Raw genomic sequence first — 18802 nt, forward strand, 5'->3', positions numbered from 1 at the left:
TACTCTTTATACTTATTTCATCAACTTACTATAACGAAATGTAAAGGGGAAAGATACTCTTGAACAAAAAACAAATGCTACTCGGATCCTTTCTATGCTTACTCGCCGTCACTGCCTGGGGATTTATGTTTCCTGTAATGGCAAGTGCTCTGCAATTTATCGATCCATTCTTCTTCACAACGCTTCGCTATGGATCAGCAGCTATTATTTTTCTTATTTTGCTATTAATTACTGAAGGAAAGACTTCACTCCGCTTAGAAAAAAGAACACTTTCTCTATTCTTTTACGGGACAGTCGGTTTCGCGGGGTATGGTTTTCTCGTTTTCTACGGACAGCAACTTGCCGGACCTTCCGGAGCAATCCATGCAGCTATGATTCAATCCCTTATGCCACTGATTGCCTTATCACTGCAATGGATAACCCAAAATCGCCGCCCACAAAACTATACATTCCTTTGTATGTTCGTTGCATTACTTGGTGTTATGCTTGTCATTTCAAAAGGAAATATTGAATTACTATTTGGAGCTGCAAGCCACTTATCAACAAATATATTGATGCTATGCGGCGTTACTTGCTGGGTCATTTATACAAACGGGGCTGCTCGTTTTCAATCTTGGTCACCACTTAGGTACACGACATTAACTTGTTTATTTGGCTCCATTTCACTCATCGTTATTGTTACTTTCTTAACGTACACAAATATAGTTACTATGCCGTCACTGCGTACAGTTGTGAGCGTTCGTTTTGAGCTCTTTTATATGTCGATTATCGCAGGCGTTATCGCTGTATTTTGCTGGAATATGGGAAATCGCTATATTTCATCTATTAACGGCATATTATTTATGAATTTAGTTCCTATCCTTGCACTCATTGGTTCTATCTTTCGAGGTTATACAGTCGATAAAATTGAAATCGCTGGAGCTGCATTAACAATTATCGCGCTATTATGTAACAATTTATGGCAAAGAAAAGTAAACATAAAAATCCCCACCTCAGTTCGTTAGGTGGGGATTCTTCACATATGAACAGCTCTTGGCCATTCATGGTACATATTCGCTTTACATAATGCTTGTTCCATCCATTGCTCAATCTCTTTCGTATACATTTCTATGAAAAATGTCTCAGACGGGAAAGAATGGAGTACTTCTGATATATATTGTGGATATAAAAACGGCATACTTATCATACCTTTTAATTGCGTCATAAACATTGTAAATGATACTTTCTGAAATTCTTGTTTCATTTGTCCTTGTCTAATCATTTGTTCTATATAATATCTTTCTTTAGAAAAATAAACGGTCATCACTTCACGAATTAATGTCGTATCAAGCGAAAGCTCTCGGTAGAAGAAACGTGTTAGTTCTCTATTTTCAAATTGATATCGTAAAATCCCGCGCACCATTTGCACCATTACATCTTTAGCCGACAAATACTCTCTCTGTTCAAACGACATTTCAATCACATGAATATATCCTTCTAAAAAATCAGTAATAAGCTGTTCTAATAAACCTTGCTTCCCAGCAAAATAATATGAAATATTCGCTACATTCACATCCGCTCGCTTTGCAATGTCTCGCACCGACGTTCCATCATAACCTTTCGTATTAAACAACGATATTGCCGCATCAATTACTTTTTGTTTCGTCTGCTTCATGCGCTCACTTCCCCTCACTGAACAGCTATAGTTTAAATTTCTTGACTTTTAAGACAAATTCCTTTAATTTTCTATCGACAAAGTCATGTGAAATACATCGTATTTTGCTAATATTTTACACATCTCGATAAAAAAGGAGCTGTTTCCATGTTTACTAAAGAAAGTTATGCAGGATCTCGTGTGCAGCAATATGAGACAGTAATTAAACAACTGGATGCGTTATTAACTGGCGAATCAAACGTAGTCGCAAACTTATCAAATGCTTCCGCATTATTAAACCAATTTTTAGATCGCGTTAATTGGGTTGGCTTTTACGTAACAGAAGGAAATCAGCTTGTCCTTGGACCGTTCCAAGGAATGCCTGCTTGCGTACGCATTCCATTTGGACGAGGCGTTTGCGGCGTAGCAGCTGAAACGAAAACAACACAGCTTGTAGCAGACGTTCACCAATTCCCAGGTCACATCGCTTGCGATAGTGCTTCTAATTCAGAAATCGTTGTACCAATTGTGAAAGAAGGAGCTGTCATTGGTGTACTTGACATTGATAGTCCCGAAAAGAATCGTTTCGATGAAGTAGATCAGCGCTATTTAGAAAAGTTTGTGGAAACACTCCTAAAACATATGTAAAAAGAAAAGAGCGAGTTATCGATTTAGTACGTCCTGTACAAAACCGATAGCTCACTCTTTTTTTATTGATTAACAGTAGATATTTTCTTTAATGCCTGCTCTAAATCAGAAACGATATCCTCCCACGATTCTAAACCGACTGATAAGCGTATTAAATTATCGAAAATGCCCATTTCTTTTCTTAGTTCAGCTGGAATCGCAGCGTGCGTCATCGTTGCTGGATGCTGAATTAACGTTTCTGTATCTCCTAAACTCACCGCAATTGTAATAAAGTGAAGATCATTAATAAACGCTTGCGTCTCTTCTTTTCCGCCTTTTACTGAAAAAGAAATAACACCGCCCCCGCGTTTCATTTGACGAGATGCTAACTCTCCTTCTGGATACCAAACATCTTCTACCGCATCATGTTTTCTTAAGAACGATACAATTTTTTCTGCATTATCACAATGACGATCCATTCTTACTGCTAACGTCTTTAACCCGCGTAATAATAACCATGCATCAAACGGTGCCATAATACCGCCGATATCCTTTCGCATCGGGCGAATCTTTTCAGCTAATGCTTTCGTTTTACAAATCGTTACACCCGCCACAACGTCGCCATGACCACCAATATATTTTGTCGCACTATGCACAACAGCATCACAGCCAAGCTCAAGCGGTCTTTGTAAATAAGGTGAACAAAATGTATTATCAACAATAACAAGTAAACCTTTTCGCTTCGCAACCCGAATCACTTGTTTTAAATCAATTAATTTCATTGTCGGATTAATTGGTGTTTCAACGAAAATAAGCTTTGTATTTGGGCGAATTTTATTTTCAATATCAACCTCTGTCTCCATATCACAAAACGAATGCGTAATCATAAATTTTTCTTCTAACACTTCTAAAAAACCGTACGTGCATCCGTATAATCCATTTGAACAAATAATATGATCTCCAGCCTTTAAAAAACCGATTAAAGTCGCTGAAATAGCTGCCATACCAGATCCGAAGGCAAGTGCCTCTTCTCCTCCTTCTAACACCGCCATACGTTCTTCAAATAATTTCACAGTTGGATTTCCAAGCCGTGAGTAAATATAAGATGGATCCACTCCCGCAAAACTCGCCTCTCCTTGCTGCGCAGTCTCAAATGTAAATGTAGAAGTTTGAAATAAAGGTGGTGTTAAACTTCCTTTATGTTCCTCAGGTGTATAACCGTGATGAATTAACGCTGTCTCCATATGCTTCTTTTTCATAAAAACATCCCCCTTATGTTTTTATTGCCGCATATTCATCCATAAAAATTTGATGAACGTTTTCCTTCATTTTATGTAAGCGTTTTATTTGTGTTTCTATCTCTTCTTCTATATTGTTTTAAATTCCTTCTTATATTAACTTCCAAAATTTATATGCATAAAACAAAAACGTACTCGCTTGACGAAACTCTGGGTAAAAGATATAATAGCGTTTGTGTAAAATAAAAAGGCAGCCTTGTAATGTGAGTTTATCGTTTGTATTTTGTTCCTCTACGGAGGTGTATCTCGTAACTCCCTGCTGCTGGAGCGAAGGTACATGAAAACAAAATGCCCGTAAATATCGATTACGTCTGTTTTTATTTTACGTAAATAAAAACATTTTTAAAGGAGGAGTCAACTATGGCTCGTTATACAGGTCCAGCTTGGAAACTGTCTCGTCGTCTTGGAATCTCTCTAAGCGGCACAGGAAAAGAATTAGAAAAACGCCCTTACGCACCAGGTCCTCACGGTCCTAACCAACGTAAGAAACTTTCAGAATACGGTTTACAATTACAAGAGAAACAAAAACTTCGTCACATGTACGGCATGACTGAGCGTCAATTCCGTCGCACATTTGACCAAGCAGGTAAAATGCCTGGTAAGCACGGCGAAAACTTCATGATCCTTCTTGAAGCTCGTCTTGACAACTTAGTTTACCGTATGGGCTTAGCTCGCACTCGTCGTGCAGCTCGCCAATTAGTAAACCACGGTCACATCATGGTTGATGGCGCTCGCGTAGATATCCCATCTTACCGTGTAAAACCTGGTCAAACTATCAGCGTTCGCGAAAAATCTAACAGCCTTGTTGTTGTTAAAGAAGCGATCGAAGTTAACAACTTCGTACCAGAATACTTAACTTTCGATGCTGACAAATTAGAAGCTACTTACACTCGTCACGCTGAGCGTTCTGAGTTACCAGCTGAAATCAACGAAGCATTAATCGTAGAGTTCTACTCTCGTTAATCTCGGTACTCTGAAAAGAGTCGTATTAAAAGCCTTAGGAACCTTGTTTATCAAGGGGCCTGGGCTTTTTTTATTGAATATAACCGATTATATGTATAGAAACAGACCAATGTAACAAAATAAAAAAGAACTGCAAGTCTATAGTTAATAAAACTTAACCCCCTCTCTAGAATTCCATCCATTTTTTATCCACATTAATAAAAACCTCCCTCTTCTTCTAACACTTAAAAACACTACATTCTATCCCATAACTCATTTTTCTTTGCTATACTCTCCTTTTCTTAACATTATTTTTACAACGTATTTATTTGCACATAATCTATATCTTCCCTTTTCTATTTACATTCAACCTTAAAAACCTCTTCATTACCAGATCATCCGAATGAGATTAAAAAACTTAATGGACGAGTACCTCTTTAATCGTTAAATCATCAGAATATTACGTTTACAATCCCCCTCTTAAATTGGTATTATTTTCTTGTAAGGGGAGGGAAAGTTCATGTCTTTAAATATGTATCTCGGTGAAGTACAAACTAAAGCAGAGGGTTTTGCAAAGGAAATGTAAAAAGTAACTCTGATTATGGAAAAGGATAAAACTTTACTAACAAACCAAGAAAAAGTAAAAGCACAACTTGAAAAGGTGTATGCGGAGTCTAAGAAATTACAAGACATTAAACCGCCTAAACAATACGAAAACTTGCAAATGGAATTGAAAAAGTCTTTAATTCTTTATGAGAAGTCAAGGGATAAGATATTAGAATCGGTAGACGAAATAAGTGAGACTAAGGCAGACATTGGTACAAAGAGTCTAAATGAAGCAATGGGGATGTTTGGTAAAGCAATAGACGATATTCGAGCATTAGACGAACAAAGTGTAAGTGAAGTAGAATAATAAATACTAAAGGGGTATGAGAAAATGAAACGTAAACTATTAACTTTAGCGATTCCAATGTTGTTAATAACAGGGGTAGGTTGTGAGTCAAACGATAAAAAGAAAGACGAAGTAATGGAAGCTTCTGTTAAAGAAAACAAGAAAGAAGACTATAATAAGAATGCAACATACTTACTTAAAGATTACACTGAACAAACGGAAGAAATAAAAGACCTTGTAGATAGCAGAAAATCTAATAAGAAGAAGGCTGAAAAGTTAAAAGAGTTATCGAAACCTTATTTCGAATTAATTGATAAGATTGATAAACTAGATTATAAGTTAGCTGAAGACAATAAAACACCGATAAACATAAGTAAAGCAATGTTATTCTCGAAATCAGGGGTAGAAAACATGCAGACAGGTTTAGAAGAGGATGATAAAGATACAATTGAATTCGCTAAAAAGGATTTAGACGAAGCTTCTGAGTTAGTAGACAAAGCAACAAAAGAACTAAGTAAAAAGAAATAACACAAAGGGGTATATGTCAATGAAACGTAAACTATTAACTTCAGCTATGCCTGTTATGTTGTTAGCAGGTTGTACAACAGAGGCATATGGACTTACACAGTCAGAGTTACGAAAAGTGGACAAAGAATATTAATCAAATAAACTAACAATAAATTAGAAGGTCTTTTCATGAGTTGTGGCTTTTATTATGTAATACTTACAGAGTTTCATAGACATTTCACCCCCCTTCATTTTTAAAAAAATAGTGCAGCTATTGATGTGCCCCTACGCTACCTACCCTCCTCAGAGGACAAACTTTTTTTGACAGGGGGGACTTAATATTAAAAAGATTAAATCAAAAAAACAGCCTTTGAGATGCCTCACTATGTTCCATACAAATCCTCCTGTTTATAACGGTTTATTTTTATCAATTTATCAGTTCATATTAATTATACTTGTTTCTTCTACAAACCCTCTATTAAATAGCTCACTTACTAAATTTGAATCCTATGCATACAAAAAAGCTACCGAAGACACCAAAACAGTTACTTCGAGTAGCTTTTATTTATATATATTAAAATTATTTATTTTCCTCTTTTTGAACATATACATAAGCATCTTTCTGCTCTTTATGTACATCCATCTTCGAATTCTCTGCAAGTTGACCCGCGTTTAGCAAAGAAAAAATAATGAGCGCTTCTAGTGACATTTTGTTTTACCACTCCTTTCTATTTGTTATACATTTATCATACCGCTTACATGTGATTTCCGTATGAACTCGAAAAGGAGATTACAACAAAAAGGTTACAGGAATATGAATGCACGCTATAATAACCATTAAATAGGAGGTTGATTCGTTTTGACAATAAATCAAATGGTTCAGTTGGGTAGTGCATGTATGTTGTTTATTACTTCCGCACTTATTAATTGGTATCAGGGAAGTAATTTAATAGATGATCCTGATGAATGGAAATATAGTGCCAAGTTTACGAATTACTTTAAAGGCACCGTTTCAAATTACGAAGATATTTATCAAATCGATTTCTTTATATATGCGGCAAAATTTTATCCAACAGCATTTATTGTTATGCTTATTAGCTTACTTTATATGCTCGTATTAATTCTTCATATTCTATTTACAAGATCTCGTGAGGCAATCTAAATTTATACATAAAAAACCCCGAATCATAGAATTTTCAGCCTACAATTCGGGGTACTATTTGTTTTATATTCGTTTCTGATTAGTAACGAATTAAGAAATATTTCTTTTTACCGCGGCGAATGATTGTGAATTTACCTTCGATGCGGTCGTTTTCTGTTACAACGTAGTCTAATGCTTGTGTACGCTCACCATTTACGTAGATTGCACCGTTCGTTACATCTTCACGTGCTTGACGTTTTGATGGAGAGATTTTGCTTTCTACAAGTAAGTCGATTAATACTGTATCTTCTGCAGTACGTTCTACAGATGGTACGTCTTTGAATCCTTGCTCGATTTCGCTTGCAGTCAGTTCTGCTACAGAACCGCTGAATAATGCAGCTGAAATTTTAATCGCTTGCTCTAATGCTTCTTCGCCGTGAACAAGTTTTGTCATTTCAGAACCTAATGCCTTTTGTGCTGCACGTTTTTCTGGCGCTTCAGCTACTTGCTTTTCAAGCTCAAGAATTTCTTCATGAGATAAGAATGTGAAGTATTTTAAGTATTTAACAACGTCGCGGTCATCTGTGTTAATCCAGAATTGGTAGAACTCGTAAGGAGTTGTTTTCTCTGGGTCTAACCAAATTGCGCCGCCTTCGGTTTTACCAAACTTCGTACCGTCAGATTTAGTAACTAGTGGAATTGTTAAACCGAATGCTTTCGCATCTTCTTCTGATTTACGGATTAATTCAAGACCAGCTGTAATGTTACCCCATTGGTCACTACCACCGATTTGTAGACGGCAATTATGTTGTTGATATAAGTTTAAGAAGTCGTATGATTGTAAAATCATGTAACTAAACTCAGTGAATGAAATACCAGTTTCTAAACGAGATGCTACTGTATCTTTTGCTAACATATAGTTTAAACCGAAGTTTTTACCGATATCGCGTAAGAATGAAATTACATCTAAGCTACCAAGCCAGTCGTAGTTGTTAGCCATCGTTGCTGGGTTGTCCACGTTTTCAAACTCTAAGAAGTTTGAAAGTTGGTTTTTAATGCTTTCTGTGTAGTAAGCAACTGTATCTTTCGTATTTAATGTACGTTCTGCTTTTTTACCACTCGGGTCACCGATCATACCAGTACCACCGCCAACAAGTGCGATTGGTTGGTGACCAGCTAATTGGAAACGACGTAACATTAATACTGGTAACATATGACCAATGTGTAAGCTATCCGCTGTCGGGTCGAAACCACAGTATAATTTAACGCTTTCTTTTTCTAATAATTGCTCAAGGCCCTCAGCATCTGTTTGCTGATTAATTAGACCGCGAAATTCAAGATCTTGTAAAATACCCATATCCTACATACTCTCCTTTAAGTTCATTACTGGCGTGAAGGTTGAAAACATAAAAAAATCGCCCCTTCAAATAAGGGACGATTTTGATTATCGCGTTACCACCCTAGTTGCAGGCAAAAAAGCCTACCACCTTATTTACATAACGGCTTAGCACCGTCTTTTCCCTTTTGAATAAAATTCAATCGAAAAAAGATGCTCTAGGGGCGTAATTCGCGATCATCTATGTGCTGATTTTCACCGGCCATCAGCTCTCTAAAACAGGGAAATGATCACTACTTCTCCCTTTCCACGCTCAATTATTCATATACTTTTCTTTATACCATCATTTATATAGGCATGTCAAATAGAGGTCAGGTTTCCCTTCTTGTCAATCCTTTACAACACCATAAAGAGTATCGTAATAAGAGAAAGAATTGGAACCCCAACTAATAACGATACATGAAACACAATCGATAAATCATTCCCAATGGTCGCCTCCACAGGATCTTTCGCTGGGGAACCAAGAAACCCGATTAATCGATCGAATCGACTTACCGTTTTTGGAAAGTCTGGTATTTCTACATGATCACTATCTAAATGTTGCTTTAACTTATATTCACTCTTAAAGGGATTTTCGCTCAATTTCGTCCACCTCCAGCAATTGTTTCAATTTCTTTATCCCGTTATGAAGTCTCGATTTCACCGTTCCAATCGGAATGTTTAATATCTCTGCAATTTCTTTTTGCTGCATGTCATGATAATAAGAAAGGATTAGGACCGCTCTTTGCTCTTCTGGAACTTTCAAAATTGCTTCTCTTACTGTGAGCCGATCTTCGTGAGAAAATTCTTTTTCCGGAATCGGCACTAAAAATGGCAAAAGCGTACGCCACTTTTTTCTCCTATTTAATTTATTAATCATAAGACGATAACCAATTTGAAATAAATACGTTTTTATTTTACCTTTTTCAAGTTCATACATATGTTTCTTACGCTCTAGCGTCAAAAACGTATCTTGCACAAGATCGATACTTAATTGTTCATCTCGGTTAAATCGATATAAAAATGTGTATAGCGCTGGTTTGATTAAAACATATAGTCTTTCTCCCGCTTGTTTATCTCCACTTTGATACGCAAGCATGAGCTCCTCCTCAATCCCAATCTGCGCCATGATTTTTGATCTCCTTTATTCCTTTTAACGTTAATGAAATACGGGAAATTAAATATGCAATCGCAATAAAAATCCACAATTGTGATTGATTTGTAAAAAATTGCACATATGGGTTTTGAATCGTAAATCCCATTGTAACTAAAGTATTTAACGCTTGCACACATATGCATGCATACAACGCAAGGCAGATAGAAATAGTGTCAAATACATTCCAGCGAAAATACACTTTTGTTTTTGTAAAATCAATTTTATATCCATTTTTCCGTACTATATGTTTTCTATCAAATGGAATAATGATTGAAAACATAACACCCATTATAACTCCAGCTGTAAGCATTGATACTCTATATCCAATTGGTATCGGTAAGAAAAGACCACAAGAAAATACAACTATAATTCCAATTACAGCAAAAGTAAGAAGTAATTTATTAGACATATAAAAGCCTCCCTCATCTATTCTTTCATAAATGTATACAGACGAGGAAGGCACTTCGTTCAAATATTATTTTAGTTTTTTTATAATCTTTGCAGGATTCCCGCCAACTACTACATTATTAGGCACATCTTTCGTTACGACAGCACCAGATGCGATCACCGCATTGTCTCCAATTGTTACACCTGGATTAATAATTGCTCTTCCGCCAATCCATACGTTATCGCCAATTGTAACTGGTTTTCCGTATTCTGATCCGCTTATACGCTCTACCGGATCAAGTGGGTGCGTTGCTGTATAAATGTGAACACCTGGAGCTAACATACAGTTCACTCCGATTGTTACCGGGCATACGTCTAAAATCGTACAGTCAAAGTTCGCGTAAAAATTTTCGCCAACGTGAATGTTATAGCCGTAATCACATCTAAAAGAAGATTCAAGATGAATATTATCTCCTGTCGTTCCGAATAATTCTTTTACGATTTCGCTACGCTCTTTTAATTGCTCTTCTGGCGTATCATTTAATTTTCTCGTTAATATACGTGCTTGCTCTCTTTCTTGTACTAAAACTGGATCAGCCGGTATGTACATTTCTCCTAGTATCATCTTTTCCTTTTCTGTTTTCATCATACTATCCCCTTTAACTTATATATACAAGTTCATGATATCATAAAAAAGAAAGGCCTGAACATTTTTCGTTCAGACCTTTCCCTCTTAATCTTCCATCGTTGATAAGTCACCTGTTGGTAAATTCAGCTCCCACGCTTTTAATACGCGGCGCATAATTTTACCACTTCTTGTTTTCGGTAATTTATCTCTAAATTCAATTTGTCGTGGCGCTGCATGAGCTGCTAGGCCTTTCTTTACAAATTGACGAATTTCTTCTTTTAATTCATCAGATGGTTCGTATCCTGCTCGAAGTGCGATAAATGCTTTAATAATTTCGCCGCGCACCGGATCAGGAATACCAATTACACCAGCTTCTGCAACAGCAGCATGCTCGATTAATTTACTTTCTACTTCAAACGGACCAACGCGCTCACCTGACGTCATAATTACATCGTCGATACGTCCTTGGAACCAGAAGTATCCATCTTCATCCATATAGGCAGAGTCACCTGATACGTACCAATCTCCCGGCATGAAATAAGATTCATATTTTTGCTGGTTATTCCAGATCCCGCGCATCATAGATGGCCAACCTTTCGCAATTGCTAAGTTACCCATTGTGTAAGGAGGCACTTCATTTCCTTCATTATCAACAATCGCTGCTTTCACACCTGGAATTGGTTTACCCATTGAACCTGGACGGATTTCCATACAAGGGTAGTTACAAATTACTTGTCCACCTGTTTCTGTCATCCACCACGTATCATGAATACGAAGTCCAAATGCATTCATACCCCAGCGAATTACTTCTGGATTTAACGGCTCACCAACGCTTAATACGTGACGAACTTGTGATAAGTCATATTTTTTAATTGCGTCTTGTCCAGCTCCCATTAACATACGGAATGCTGTTGGTGCGCTGTACCAAACCGTCACACCGTAATCTTGCAGTGCTTCATACCAAGCTTCTGGACTAAAGCGTCCACCTAAAATAACATTTGACGCTCCAACTAACCACGGTGCGAAAATACCGTAAGCTGTTCCAGTTACCCAGCCCGGGTCAGCAGTACACCAATATACATCGTCTTCTTTTAAATCTAATACCCACTTCGCCGTTTGATAGTGCTGAACCATTGCGTTTTGCGCATGAAGCACACCTTTTGGCTTACCAGTAGAACCAGACGTGTAATGTAGAATCAAACCGTCTTCACGGCCTAACCATTCAATATGTAATTCTTTTGAAGCTTGTTCAAATAACGGATTGAACGCTACCGTTTTACCGCCTTCTTCTACATTATCTCCAACAAGGAAAACTGTTTTTAAAGCCGGTAAATCATTTAATGGTACGCGCTCTAATAATTCAGGCGTTGTAATTAACACCTTTGCTTCGCTATCTTCTAAGCGATCGCGAACTGCGCCTTCCATAAATGCTTCAAATAGCGGTCCAACAATTGCTCCTAATTTCACTGCACCTAAAAGTGCGAAATATAACTCTGGAGAACGTGGCATAAAAATAAAAACGCGATCGCCTTTTTCTACATCGCCATAATTCTTAAGGACGTTTCCTGCTTTATTAGAAAAATCCTTCATTTCCTTAAATGTATATTTCTCTTTTCGCGATCCATCTTGATAATAAAGAGCTACTTTATTCTTTCGATCGGATTTCGCATGCTTATCAATTGCCTCATACGCCATATTTACTCGGCCTGTTTCATTCCAAGTAAAGTTTTTATTAACCTCTTCCCAGTTAAAATTCGCGTATGCCTCATCATAATTCGGCAAATTATTTTCTCCTTTAATGACAGGAAGCGTTTCTACTTTCATACTTTACATCCCCCTCCTATGTATTCTATTATCTATTATAATGACATTATTTAAAATTTTCAGTATATTTGTTGATTTTTAGACAAATTTTTAATGACAAATTTCGATTCACATCGCATATATTATAAAGTACGATATTAATAGATTCACAAACCCTCAAGGTGGTGAGCAATACATTGATTCATAAAAAAATATATAATGCTAGAAACTTAAAAACAGCGAAAGGCACTTTAATTATTGAAGGTCCTGTCTCTACACATAACTTAGAAATGTATGAGTTTCATCCAGACTTAATTGCGTTTCGTCCTGCCGAGCAACAATATAAAGCAATTGTCGAAATTTCTAAATTACCAGAAGCTCGTCTCATTATTGCTAGACATGACCAAACAATTGTTGGATATGTTACATACTTGTATCCTGATCCACTTGAACGATGGTCAGAAGGAAAAATGGAAAACTTAATTGAGCTTGGGGCAATTGAAGTAGTCCCAGCCTTCCGCGGGAGTTCTGTCGGAAAGAACTTACTAGAGGTTTCTATGATGGACGATTATATGGAAGATTACATTATATTGACGACTGAATATTATTGGCACTGGGATTTGAAACAAACAGGTTTGAATGTGTGGGAATACCGAAAAGTAATGGAGAAGATGATGAATGCCGGCGGGTTACAATGGATGGCTACAGACGATCCTGAAATTTGTTCACATCCTGCCAACTGTTTAATGGTCCGCATCGGTAAACGCGTTGATACGGATTCTATTCAAGCTTTTGATCGTCTACGTTTTCACAATCGTTTTATGTATTAATAAAGGGGGCAACTGGAATGATTGTAGAAGAAATTATGAATCAAAATGTAGTTACATTACATCCAAACGATACAATCGAAACAGCAATCCGAACGATACGCACGAAAGGCATTCGGCACATTCCAATTGTCGATCAAAATAATCACGTCGTAGGCATTATTTCTGATCGGGATGTAAGAGATGCAAGTCCGTCTATTCTAGATGAACAAGTTTCACTCGATATGCTACAGCAACCTCTCGAACTTATTATGAAACATCCTGTTATGACTTGCCATCCTCTCGATTTCGTTGAGGAAATTGCTACTTTATTTTTTGAAAATAAAATTGGCTGTCTTCCTGTTACAAAGGCCGGGAAGTTAGTTGGAATCATTTCTGAATCTACAGTATTACACACGTTAGTAAAATTAACAGGAGCACATCAACCAAGTTCGCAAATTGAAATTCAAGTAAAAAACGAACCTGGTATTCTTGGAAAAGTCGTTGCTATTTTTAGTGATTTACAAATAAATATCGTGAGTGTTCTCGTCTACCCAGCAAAAGACGAGAATGATAAAGTACTCGTTTTCCGCATTCAAACGATGAATCCTCTAAAAGTGATTGATGCACTTGAAGCAGAAGGCTACCGCGTATTATGGCCAAACATCATGGGGATGCAAGCATGAGTAGCGCGTTTATTTATTCGGATGACTTTCGGGGCTATTCATTTAGCCCTGATCATCCTTTTAACCAACTGCGCGTCACACTTACGTATGATTTATTACAAAAGGGCGGTTTCATCTCTCCCTCTCAAATCATCTCACCACGGATGGCTACAGATGAAGAGATCGCCTACGTTCATACAGAGGAGTACATAAATGCGGTAAAACGTGCTGGAGAAGGAAAGTTAGAAAAATCAATTGCGATGACATATGGACTCGGAACAGAAGATACACCGATGTTCCCAAATATGCACGAAGCAAGCGCATTGCTCGTTGGTGGTACGTTAACAGCTGTCGATGCTGTTCTTTCCGGAAAAGTAAAACACGCACTTAATTTGGGCGGCGGCTTACATCACGGCTTTCGCGGCAAAGCATCTGGCTTTTGTATTTATAACGACAGTTCTATCGCAATGAAATATATTCAAAAGAAATACGGTTTACGCGTCTTATATATTGATACAGATGCTCATCACGGTGATGGCGTACAGTGGTCGTTTTATGATGACCCTAACGTATGCACAATTTCATTACATGAAACTGGTCGCTATTTATTTCCTGGAACTGGCGCTGTAAATGAACGCGGACAAGGTAATGGCTATAGTTATTCTTTTAACGTTCCACTCGATGCTTTTACAGAAGATGAATCGTTCTTAGATTCCTATCGAACTGTTGTAAAAGAAGTTGCAGCGTACTTTAAACCGGATATTATTTTAACGCAAAATGGTGCTGACGCACATTATTATGACCCACTTACGCATCTTTGTGCGACAATGAATATTTACCGTGAAATACCGAAGCTCGCTCGTGAAATTGCAAATGAATATTGCGACGGTCGCTGGATCGCTGTCGGTGGCGGTGGCTATGATCACTGGCGCGTCGTTCCAAGAGCTTGGGCACTCATTTGGCTCGAAATGAACAACATCCAAAACATCTCAGGTTATCTCCCTCCAGAATGGATTGAAGCTTGGAAAGGACAAGCAGAAACAGAACTTCCCCTCACATGGGAAGATCCAGACAACATGTATAAACCTATCCCCCGTAAACCAGAAATTGAAGAAAAAAACGCATTAACTGTAGCGAAATCCCTTGAAATTATTCGGAATAATATGACAAAATCTTTATACTAAACGAAAAGGAGGCTCGTTTTTGAATAGCCTCCTTTTATTTATTGTCGGTTTCTGTCGGTAAGTCGATATATTTTAATAATCGCTGATATATTTCGAAATGCGCCGATATATTCTAATAATCGCTGATATATTTTTATGTACTAATGGATTTTATGAGGAAAGGTCGTGATATTATGTGGATACAACAAATGATCCACACGAAACGTGGCACATTTGAGCTTTTTACTAAAGGCAGTGGCGAACCGCTTTGTATTACACATCACTATTCACAATTCAATGAAACTGGTGATTACTTTGCGGATGTTTTTACTGCTACGCATCGTGTATTTCTCATTAATTTACGAGACGCTGGTAACTCGTTAAAAGCCAATTCAGAAAAAGAATTAAGTATGATTGAAACGATTCACGATTTAGAAGCTATACGAGAAGCTTTACAACTTCCAACATGGCATTTCGCTGGCCATTCAACAGGTGGTATGCTTGGACTTTTATATGCAATTACATATCCACATTCCTTACAATCATTAGTCGTGGTCGGAACCGCAGCAAGTAACTACACCGAAACACCCTTTTGCATTTATCACCCAGCACATCCACAGTTTCATTATATGCAAAAACTCATCGAAAACTTAAAAAACCCTCACCTTACAGATGAAGAACGGAAAGAACTATCTACTAAGAGAACAAAATTATCATTGTATAAACCAGAAAACTACAACTCTTATTTTTGTAAACCAATTAATAAAACAATGTCCGTTAGCCGGATGAATGCTTTCGCCAATGAATATCCTTCATTTGATTTAAGAGAGAATTTACCTTCCATCCAAACAAAGACCCTCATTACATGTGGAAGCCATGATGTACAGTGCCCGATTCAGTATTCTATCGAGATACATGATGGAATACGTAATTCTATCTTCATTCCATTCGAAAATAGCAACCATTATCCTTTTTTAGAAGAAGCTGCTCAGTTTACTTCTACTACTCAAACATTTTATAAATCGTTAGTACCATTATTATTAAGAAAACCTAAACACTGATAAAAAGCTCATAGCCTCTATACGACTATGAGCTTTTTTCAAAAGAAATATTTCACACTAAAAACAACTAAAAAAACAAAAGAAATAACCACTAAACCCACATCAAGTAATACCGACTTTTTATCTCTATCTTTTAAACTTACCTTAGAGCTAGAAATGCTTTTAATTACCCAAAAGATTGCAAAAAAGAACCAACCGAAATGATCATTCGTAGAATCTTCATCATAAAACATTTGTATTGCACCAATAATCAATAAGATAAGTACGATATTAGTTCCAATCTTTAAAGTCTTATTTGATTTATTATCTTTTAATATATCCCCCAACATATAGCTCGCTCCCTATGCTCTCCTCTGTTTTGTTTCTCTTTACATTTTAACACAAATTACCTATTTCTTCCTTTCCATTCGAATAACATACAAAAAACCTGCCAATTACTCGGCAGGTATATTACACGTTAAAACGATAACCAGCTCCCCATACTGTTTCAATATATTGCGGGTGAGCAGGATCTCTTTCAATTTTTTCACGTAGCTTTCTAATGTGGACGACAACAGTGGCTAAATCACCAGCGGAATCTAATCCCCAAATGCGTTCAAATAACTGTTCTTTATTTAATACTTGGTTTGGATGTGTGACAAAGAATGTTAATAAATCAAATTCCTTCGTTGTAAATGCCACTTCTTCATTGTTTATAAAAACTTTCCTCGCTCGTTGATCGATAGAAATTCCGTGAATATATAACGTATCGCGTTGCTTACTTACATTTCCTAATAATCTTTCATAACGAGAAATATGTGCTTTTACTCTTGCGACTAATTCACTCGGGCTAAACGGCTTCGTTATATAATCATCCGCTCCTAATCCGAGTCCGCGAATTTTATCTATATCTTCTTTTTTTGCTGAAACAAGTAGAATCGGAATATCTTTTACAGCACGTATTTGTTTACAAATTTCGAATCCGTTCATTTTCGGAAGCATAATATCTAAAATAATTAAATCATAGTCTTCTTGTAAGGCTGTTTGTAAACCTATTTCTCCTGAATGCTCTACATCAACTTGGAAATCATTAATTTCTAAATAATCTCGCTGTAATTCTGCAATACTTACTTCATCTTCTATTAATAAAATTCTTTTCAATTTACTCACCACATTCCTCTACTTTTTCCAATGAGAAGAAAATGCTTGTGCCTTTACCAAGCTCGCTTTCCGCCCAAATTTCCCCGCCATGTTCTTCAACAATTTGCTTCGCTATTGCTAAACCAAGTCCACTTCCACCTGTGCTAGAATTCCGCGATTGTTCTGCACGATAAAAACGTTCAAAGATATAAGGTAGCGTATCAGATTCTATACCTGATCCATTGTCCATCACTTTCACAATAACTTTATTATTATCACTCGATACTATTACAGTAATTTTCTTCTCTTCTTTATCCATGTATTTCACACTATTATGAATTAAATTTGATATAACTCTATTGATTTTTTCGCAATCAGCCGTTACATATAGTGGTGATGCATGTAATTGTAAGTTAACTTCTATACCTTCTTTACTTAAATCCATTTGCATCTCTTCGATTAACTCTTGCATAAACGTATTCAATTCAACCGTTTCAAACTGAAAGGGAACTCGATTCAAATCGAGCTTTGAGAATAAAAATAATTCATCAATAAGTGTATCCATATGTCTTGCTTTCGTATGGATAGTTGTTAAATACTTATCCATTTTTTCTGGCGTATTTGCTACCCCGTCCTTTATTCCTTCTACATATCCGATAATTGATGTAATCGGTGTTTTTAAGTCATGAGAGATGTTTGAAATAAGCTCTTTTCTATTTTCTTCATACTGTGTTTGCATCTCTATCGATTCTTTTAATCTCTTCCTCATTTCCTCAAATCCTTGATTTAATTGCCCTATTTCATCGTGTGATGTAACTGGTATTTGAAAATCTAAATTTCCTTCTTTAATTTTCTCCGTTGCGCCTTTCAATACAAAAATTGGTTTTATTACACTTCTTGAAACGAGGTAACTTAATAATCCAATGAGTAAAATGGCTAGTAGTAAGAGAGATACAAATAAGATTGGAAATAATTTTTGTGTAAGATCTACAAATGAACTTTGCTTTTTTAATACAAATATACTTCCCTCTTCTTCCTGAGGAAAATAAAAATCAAACTTTACATATCGATAAAATGTATCGCCTAGTTCCGTTGTACCACGACTATTAATATTTGCTGATTCAAATTTCGGAAGGGCTTCTTTTAAAGATACACTTTCAAATACGTTTGAAGCATATGAAAGTGTTTCTCCTTTTCTTACTACTATTTTCACACCCTCTTTTTCTATTGCTGAGACAAACGACTCATCTAACAATTGAGATTGATGCTGTTTGGCTGCTGACTTCAACTCAAGATAGGCATTCTCTTCTTCTGGTGTAAGCGGCTTTTGAATGTAAGAACTTTTATAGAAATTTTTCACTGCTTCCAAGTCACCTGTTATCGAAAAAACGATTAAAAATCCCGCGACTAATATAAGCGTAATAGAAACGAGGATAACAGCAATATAAGAAAATAAAAACCTTGTTTTAATAGACATATCTTAAATCCTCACTTTATCAAACCTTATTATTTATAAGCATAAAAATATATGTTCAATTACTCAAGCGATTTTATAGTAATTTTAGCGCCAGTTTATAAAAATTTAATGTTCCTATTTTA

General features: G+C 36.5%; 22 protein-coding genes and 1 other annotated feature. Of the genes, 10 read left to right on the forward strand and 12 right to left on the reverse strand.

Annotated features, from left to right (window positions below; translation table 11 throughout):
• Positions 1-59 precede the first annotated feature (59 nt).
• On the forward strand, positions 60-1004 hold the full coding sequence (locus tag DN404_RS11355) for a DMT family transporter (protein WP_016123448.1): 945 nt from the start codon (positions 60-62) through the stop codon (positions 1002-1004).
• An 11-nt stretch (positions 1005-1015) separates the two neighbouring features.
• Here the strand turns inward: DN404_RS11355 and refZ are convergent, their stop codons facing one another.
• On the reverse strand, positions 1016-1654 hold the full coding sequence (gene refZ / locus DN404_RS11360) for a forespore capture DNA-binding protein RefZ (RefSeq protein WP_000814923.1): 639 nt from the start codon (positions 1652-1654) through the stop codon (positions 1016-1018).
• 147 nt (positions 1655-1801) lie between these two features.
• On the opposite strand from refZ, the gene DN404_RS11365 reads away from it, so the two are divergent.
• A complete protein-coding gene (locus DN404_RS11365; RefSeq protein ID WP_000494340.1) occupies positions 1802-2281 on the forward strand; it encodes a GAF domain-containing protein in 480 nt (159 codons plus the stop codon).
• A gap of 62 nt (positions 2282-2343) precedes the next feature.
• On the opposite strand, the gene megL is transcribed toward DN404_RS11365, so the two are convergent.
• Entirely contained in the window at positions 2344-3519 is a 1176-nt protein-coding gene (gene megL / locus DN404_RS11370) for a methionine gamma-lyase (protein ID WP_000726570.1), read from the reverse strand.
• Between the two features lie 399 nt (positions 3520-3918).
• Here megL and rpsD point away from each other — a divergent pair, with 399 nt between their 5' ends.
• From rpsD to DN404_RS11385, 3 genes are all read left to right on the forward strand, one after another.
• A complete protein-coding gene (gene rpsD, locus DN404_RS11375; RefSeq protein ID WP_000135317.1) occupies positions 3919-4521 on the forward strand; it encodes a 30S ribosomal protein S4 in 603 nt (200 codons plus the stop codon).
• Positions 4522-5101: 580 nt separating this feature from the next.
• Positions 5102-5413: a hypothetical protein gene (locus DN404_RS11380; RefSeq protein WP_049106949.1), complete on the forward strand. Its 312-nt coding sequence runs from the start codon at positions 5102-5104 to the stop codon at positions 5411-5413.
• Between the two features lie 24 nt (positions 5414-5437).
• Entirely contained in the window at positions 5438-5920 is a 483-nt protein-coding gene (locus DN404_RS11385) for a hypothetical protein (RefSeq protein WP_000823777.1), read from the forward strand.
• A gap of 559 nt (positions 5921-6479) precedes the next feature.
• Here DN404_RS11385 and DN404_RS11390 read toward each other — a convergent pair.
• Positions 6480-6608 (reverse strand): hypothetical protein, encoded by a 129-nt coding sequence (locus DN404_RS11390; protein ID WP_053514539.1) that lies wholly within the window; start codon positions 6606-6608, stop codon positions 6480-6482.
• A gap of 150 nt (positions 6609-6758) precedes the next feature.
• Here DN404_RS11390 and DN404_RS11395 point away from each other — a divergent pair, with 150 nt between their 5' ends.
• The gene (locus tag DN404_RS11395; RefSeq protein WP_000154632.1) at positions 6759-7061 is read left to right on the forward strand and encodes a YjdJ family protein; all 303 of its coding nucleotides are present in this window, start codon (positions 6759-6761) and stop codon (positions 7059-7061) included.
• Between the two features lie 79 nt (positions 7062-7140).
• Here the strand turns inward: DN404_RS11395 and tyrS are convergent, their stop codons facing one another.
• The 6 genes from tyrS to acsA form a co-directional block, all read right to left on the reverse strand.
• The gene (gene tyrS, locus DN404_RS11400; protein WP_000512092.1) at positions 7141-8397 is read right to left on the reverse strand and encodes a tyrosine--tRNA ligase; all 1257 of its coding nucleotides are present in this window, start codon (positions 8395-8397) and stop codon (positions 7141-7143) included.
• A 70-nt stretch (positions 8398-8467) separates the two neighbouring features.
• Positions 8468-8695: a binding site (T-box leader), on the reverse strand.
• Positions 8696-8772: 77 nt separating this feature from the next.
• On the reverse strand, positions 8773-9018 hold the full coding sequence (locus DN404_RS11405; RefSeq protein WP_001293778.1) for a hypothetical protein: 246 nt from the start codon (positions 9016-9018) through the stop codon (positions 8773-8775).
• Positions 8999-9544, reverse strand: a complete 546-nt coding sequence (locus tag DN404_RS11410; protein WP_000057201.1) for an RNA polymerase sigma factor — start codon at positions 9542-9544, stop codon at positions 8999-9001. The genes DN404_RS11405 and DN404_RS11410 overlap by 20 nt, the downstream gene beginning before the upstream one ends.
• Complete coding sequence (locus DN404_RS11415) at positions 9525-9980, reverse strand: hypothetical protein (RefSeq protein ID WP_000066457.1); 456 nt, start codon at positions 9978-9980, stop codon at positions 9525-9527. Before DN404_RS11415 ends, DN404_RS11410 begins: the two co-directional genes overlap by 20 nt.
• 66 nt (positions 9981-10046) lie before the next feature.
• Positions 10047-10607: a maltose acetyltransferase domain-containing protein gene (locus DN404_RS11420; RefSeq protein WP_002026426.1), complete on the reverse strand. Its 561-nt coding sequence runs from the start codon at positions 10605-10607 to the stop codon at positions 10047-10049.
• A gap of 84 nt (positions 10608-10691) precedes the next feature.
• Positions 10692-12410: an acetate--CoA ligase gene (gene acsA / locus DN404_RS11425; RefSeq protein ID WP_000862049.1), complete on the reverse strand. Its 1719-nt coding sequence runs from the start codon at positions 12408-12410 to the stop codon at positions 10692-10694.
• Positions 12411-12586: 176 nt separating this feature from the next.
• Here acsA and acuA point away from each other — a divergent pair, with 176 nt between their 5' ends.
• The 4 genes from acuA (at position 12587) to DN404_RS11445 (ending at position 16084) form a co-directional block, all read left to right on the forward strand.
• Positions 12587-13219 (forward strand): acetoin utilization protein acetyltransferase AcuA, encoded by a 633-nt coding sequence (gene acuA / locus DN404_RS11430; RefSeq protein WP_000581388.1) that lies wholly within the window; start codon positions 12587-12589, stop codon positions 13217-13219.
• A gap of 17 nt (positions 13220-13236) precedes the next feature.
• Entirely contained in the window at positions 13237-13881 is a 645-nt protein-coding gene (locus DN404_RS11435) for an acetoin utilization AcuB family protein (protein ID WP_000634583.1), read from the forward strand.
• Positions 13878-15044 (forward strand): acetoin utilization protein AcuC, encoded by a 1167-nt coding sequence (acuC, locus tag DN404_RS11440; RefSeq protein WP_149215078.1) that lies wholly within the window; start codon positions 13878-13880, stop codon positions 15042-15044. The genes DN404_RS11435 and acuC overlap by 4 nt, the downstream gene beginning before the upstream one ends.
• A 152-nt stretch (positions 15045-15196) precedes the next feature.
• Complete coding sequence (locus DN404_RS11445) at positions 15197-16084, forward strand: alpha/beta fold hydrolase (RefSeq protein ID WP_140159298.1); 888 nt, start codon at positions 15197-15199, stop codon at positions 16082-16084.
• A 38-nt stretch (positions 16085-16122) separates the two neighbouring features.
• Here the strand turns inward: DN404_RS11445 and DN404_RS11450 are convergent, their stop codons facing one another.
• The 3 genes from DN404_RS11450 to DN404_RS11460 all read right to left on the reverse strand — a co-directional run bounded on the left by DN404_RS11450 (position 16123) and on the right by DN404_RS11460 (position 18680).
• Positions 16123-16413 carry a hypothetical protein gene (locus DN404_RS11450; RefSeq protein WP_000900161.1) on the reverse strand — a complete coding sequence of 97 codons (291 nt, stop codon included), beginning with the start codon at positions 16411-16413 and terminating at the stop codon, positions 16123-16125.
• A gap of 121 nt (positions 16414-16534) precedes the next feature.
• Complete coding sequence (locus DN404_RS11455) at positions 16535-17224, reverse strand: response regulator transcription factor (protein WP_002024886.1); 690 nt, start codon at positions 17222-17224, stop codon at positions 16535-16537.
• A 1-nt stretch (position 17225) separates the two neighbouring features.
• Complete coding sequence (locus DN404_RS11460) at positions 17226-18680, reverse strand: sensor histidine kinase (protein ID WP_000023874.1); 1455 nt, start codon at positions 18678-18680, stop codon at positions 17226-17228.
• Between the last annotated feature and the right edge of the window lie 122 nt (positions 18681-18802).

Source organism: Bacillus sp. TE8-1, assembly GCF_008368855.1.
GTDB lineage: Bacteria > Bacillota > Bacilli > Bacillales > Bacillaceae_G > Bacillus_A > Bacillus_A cereus.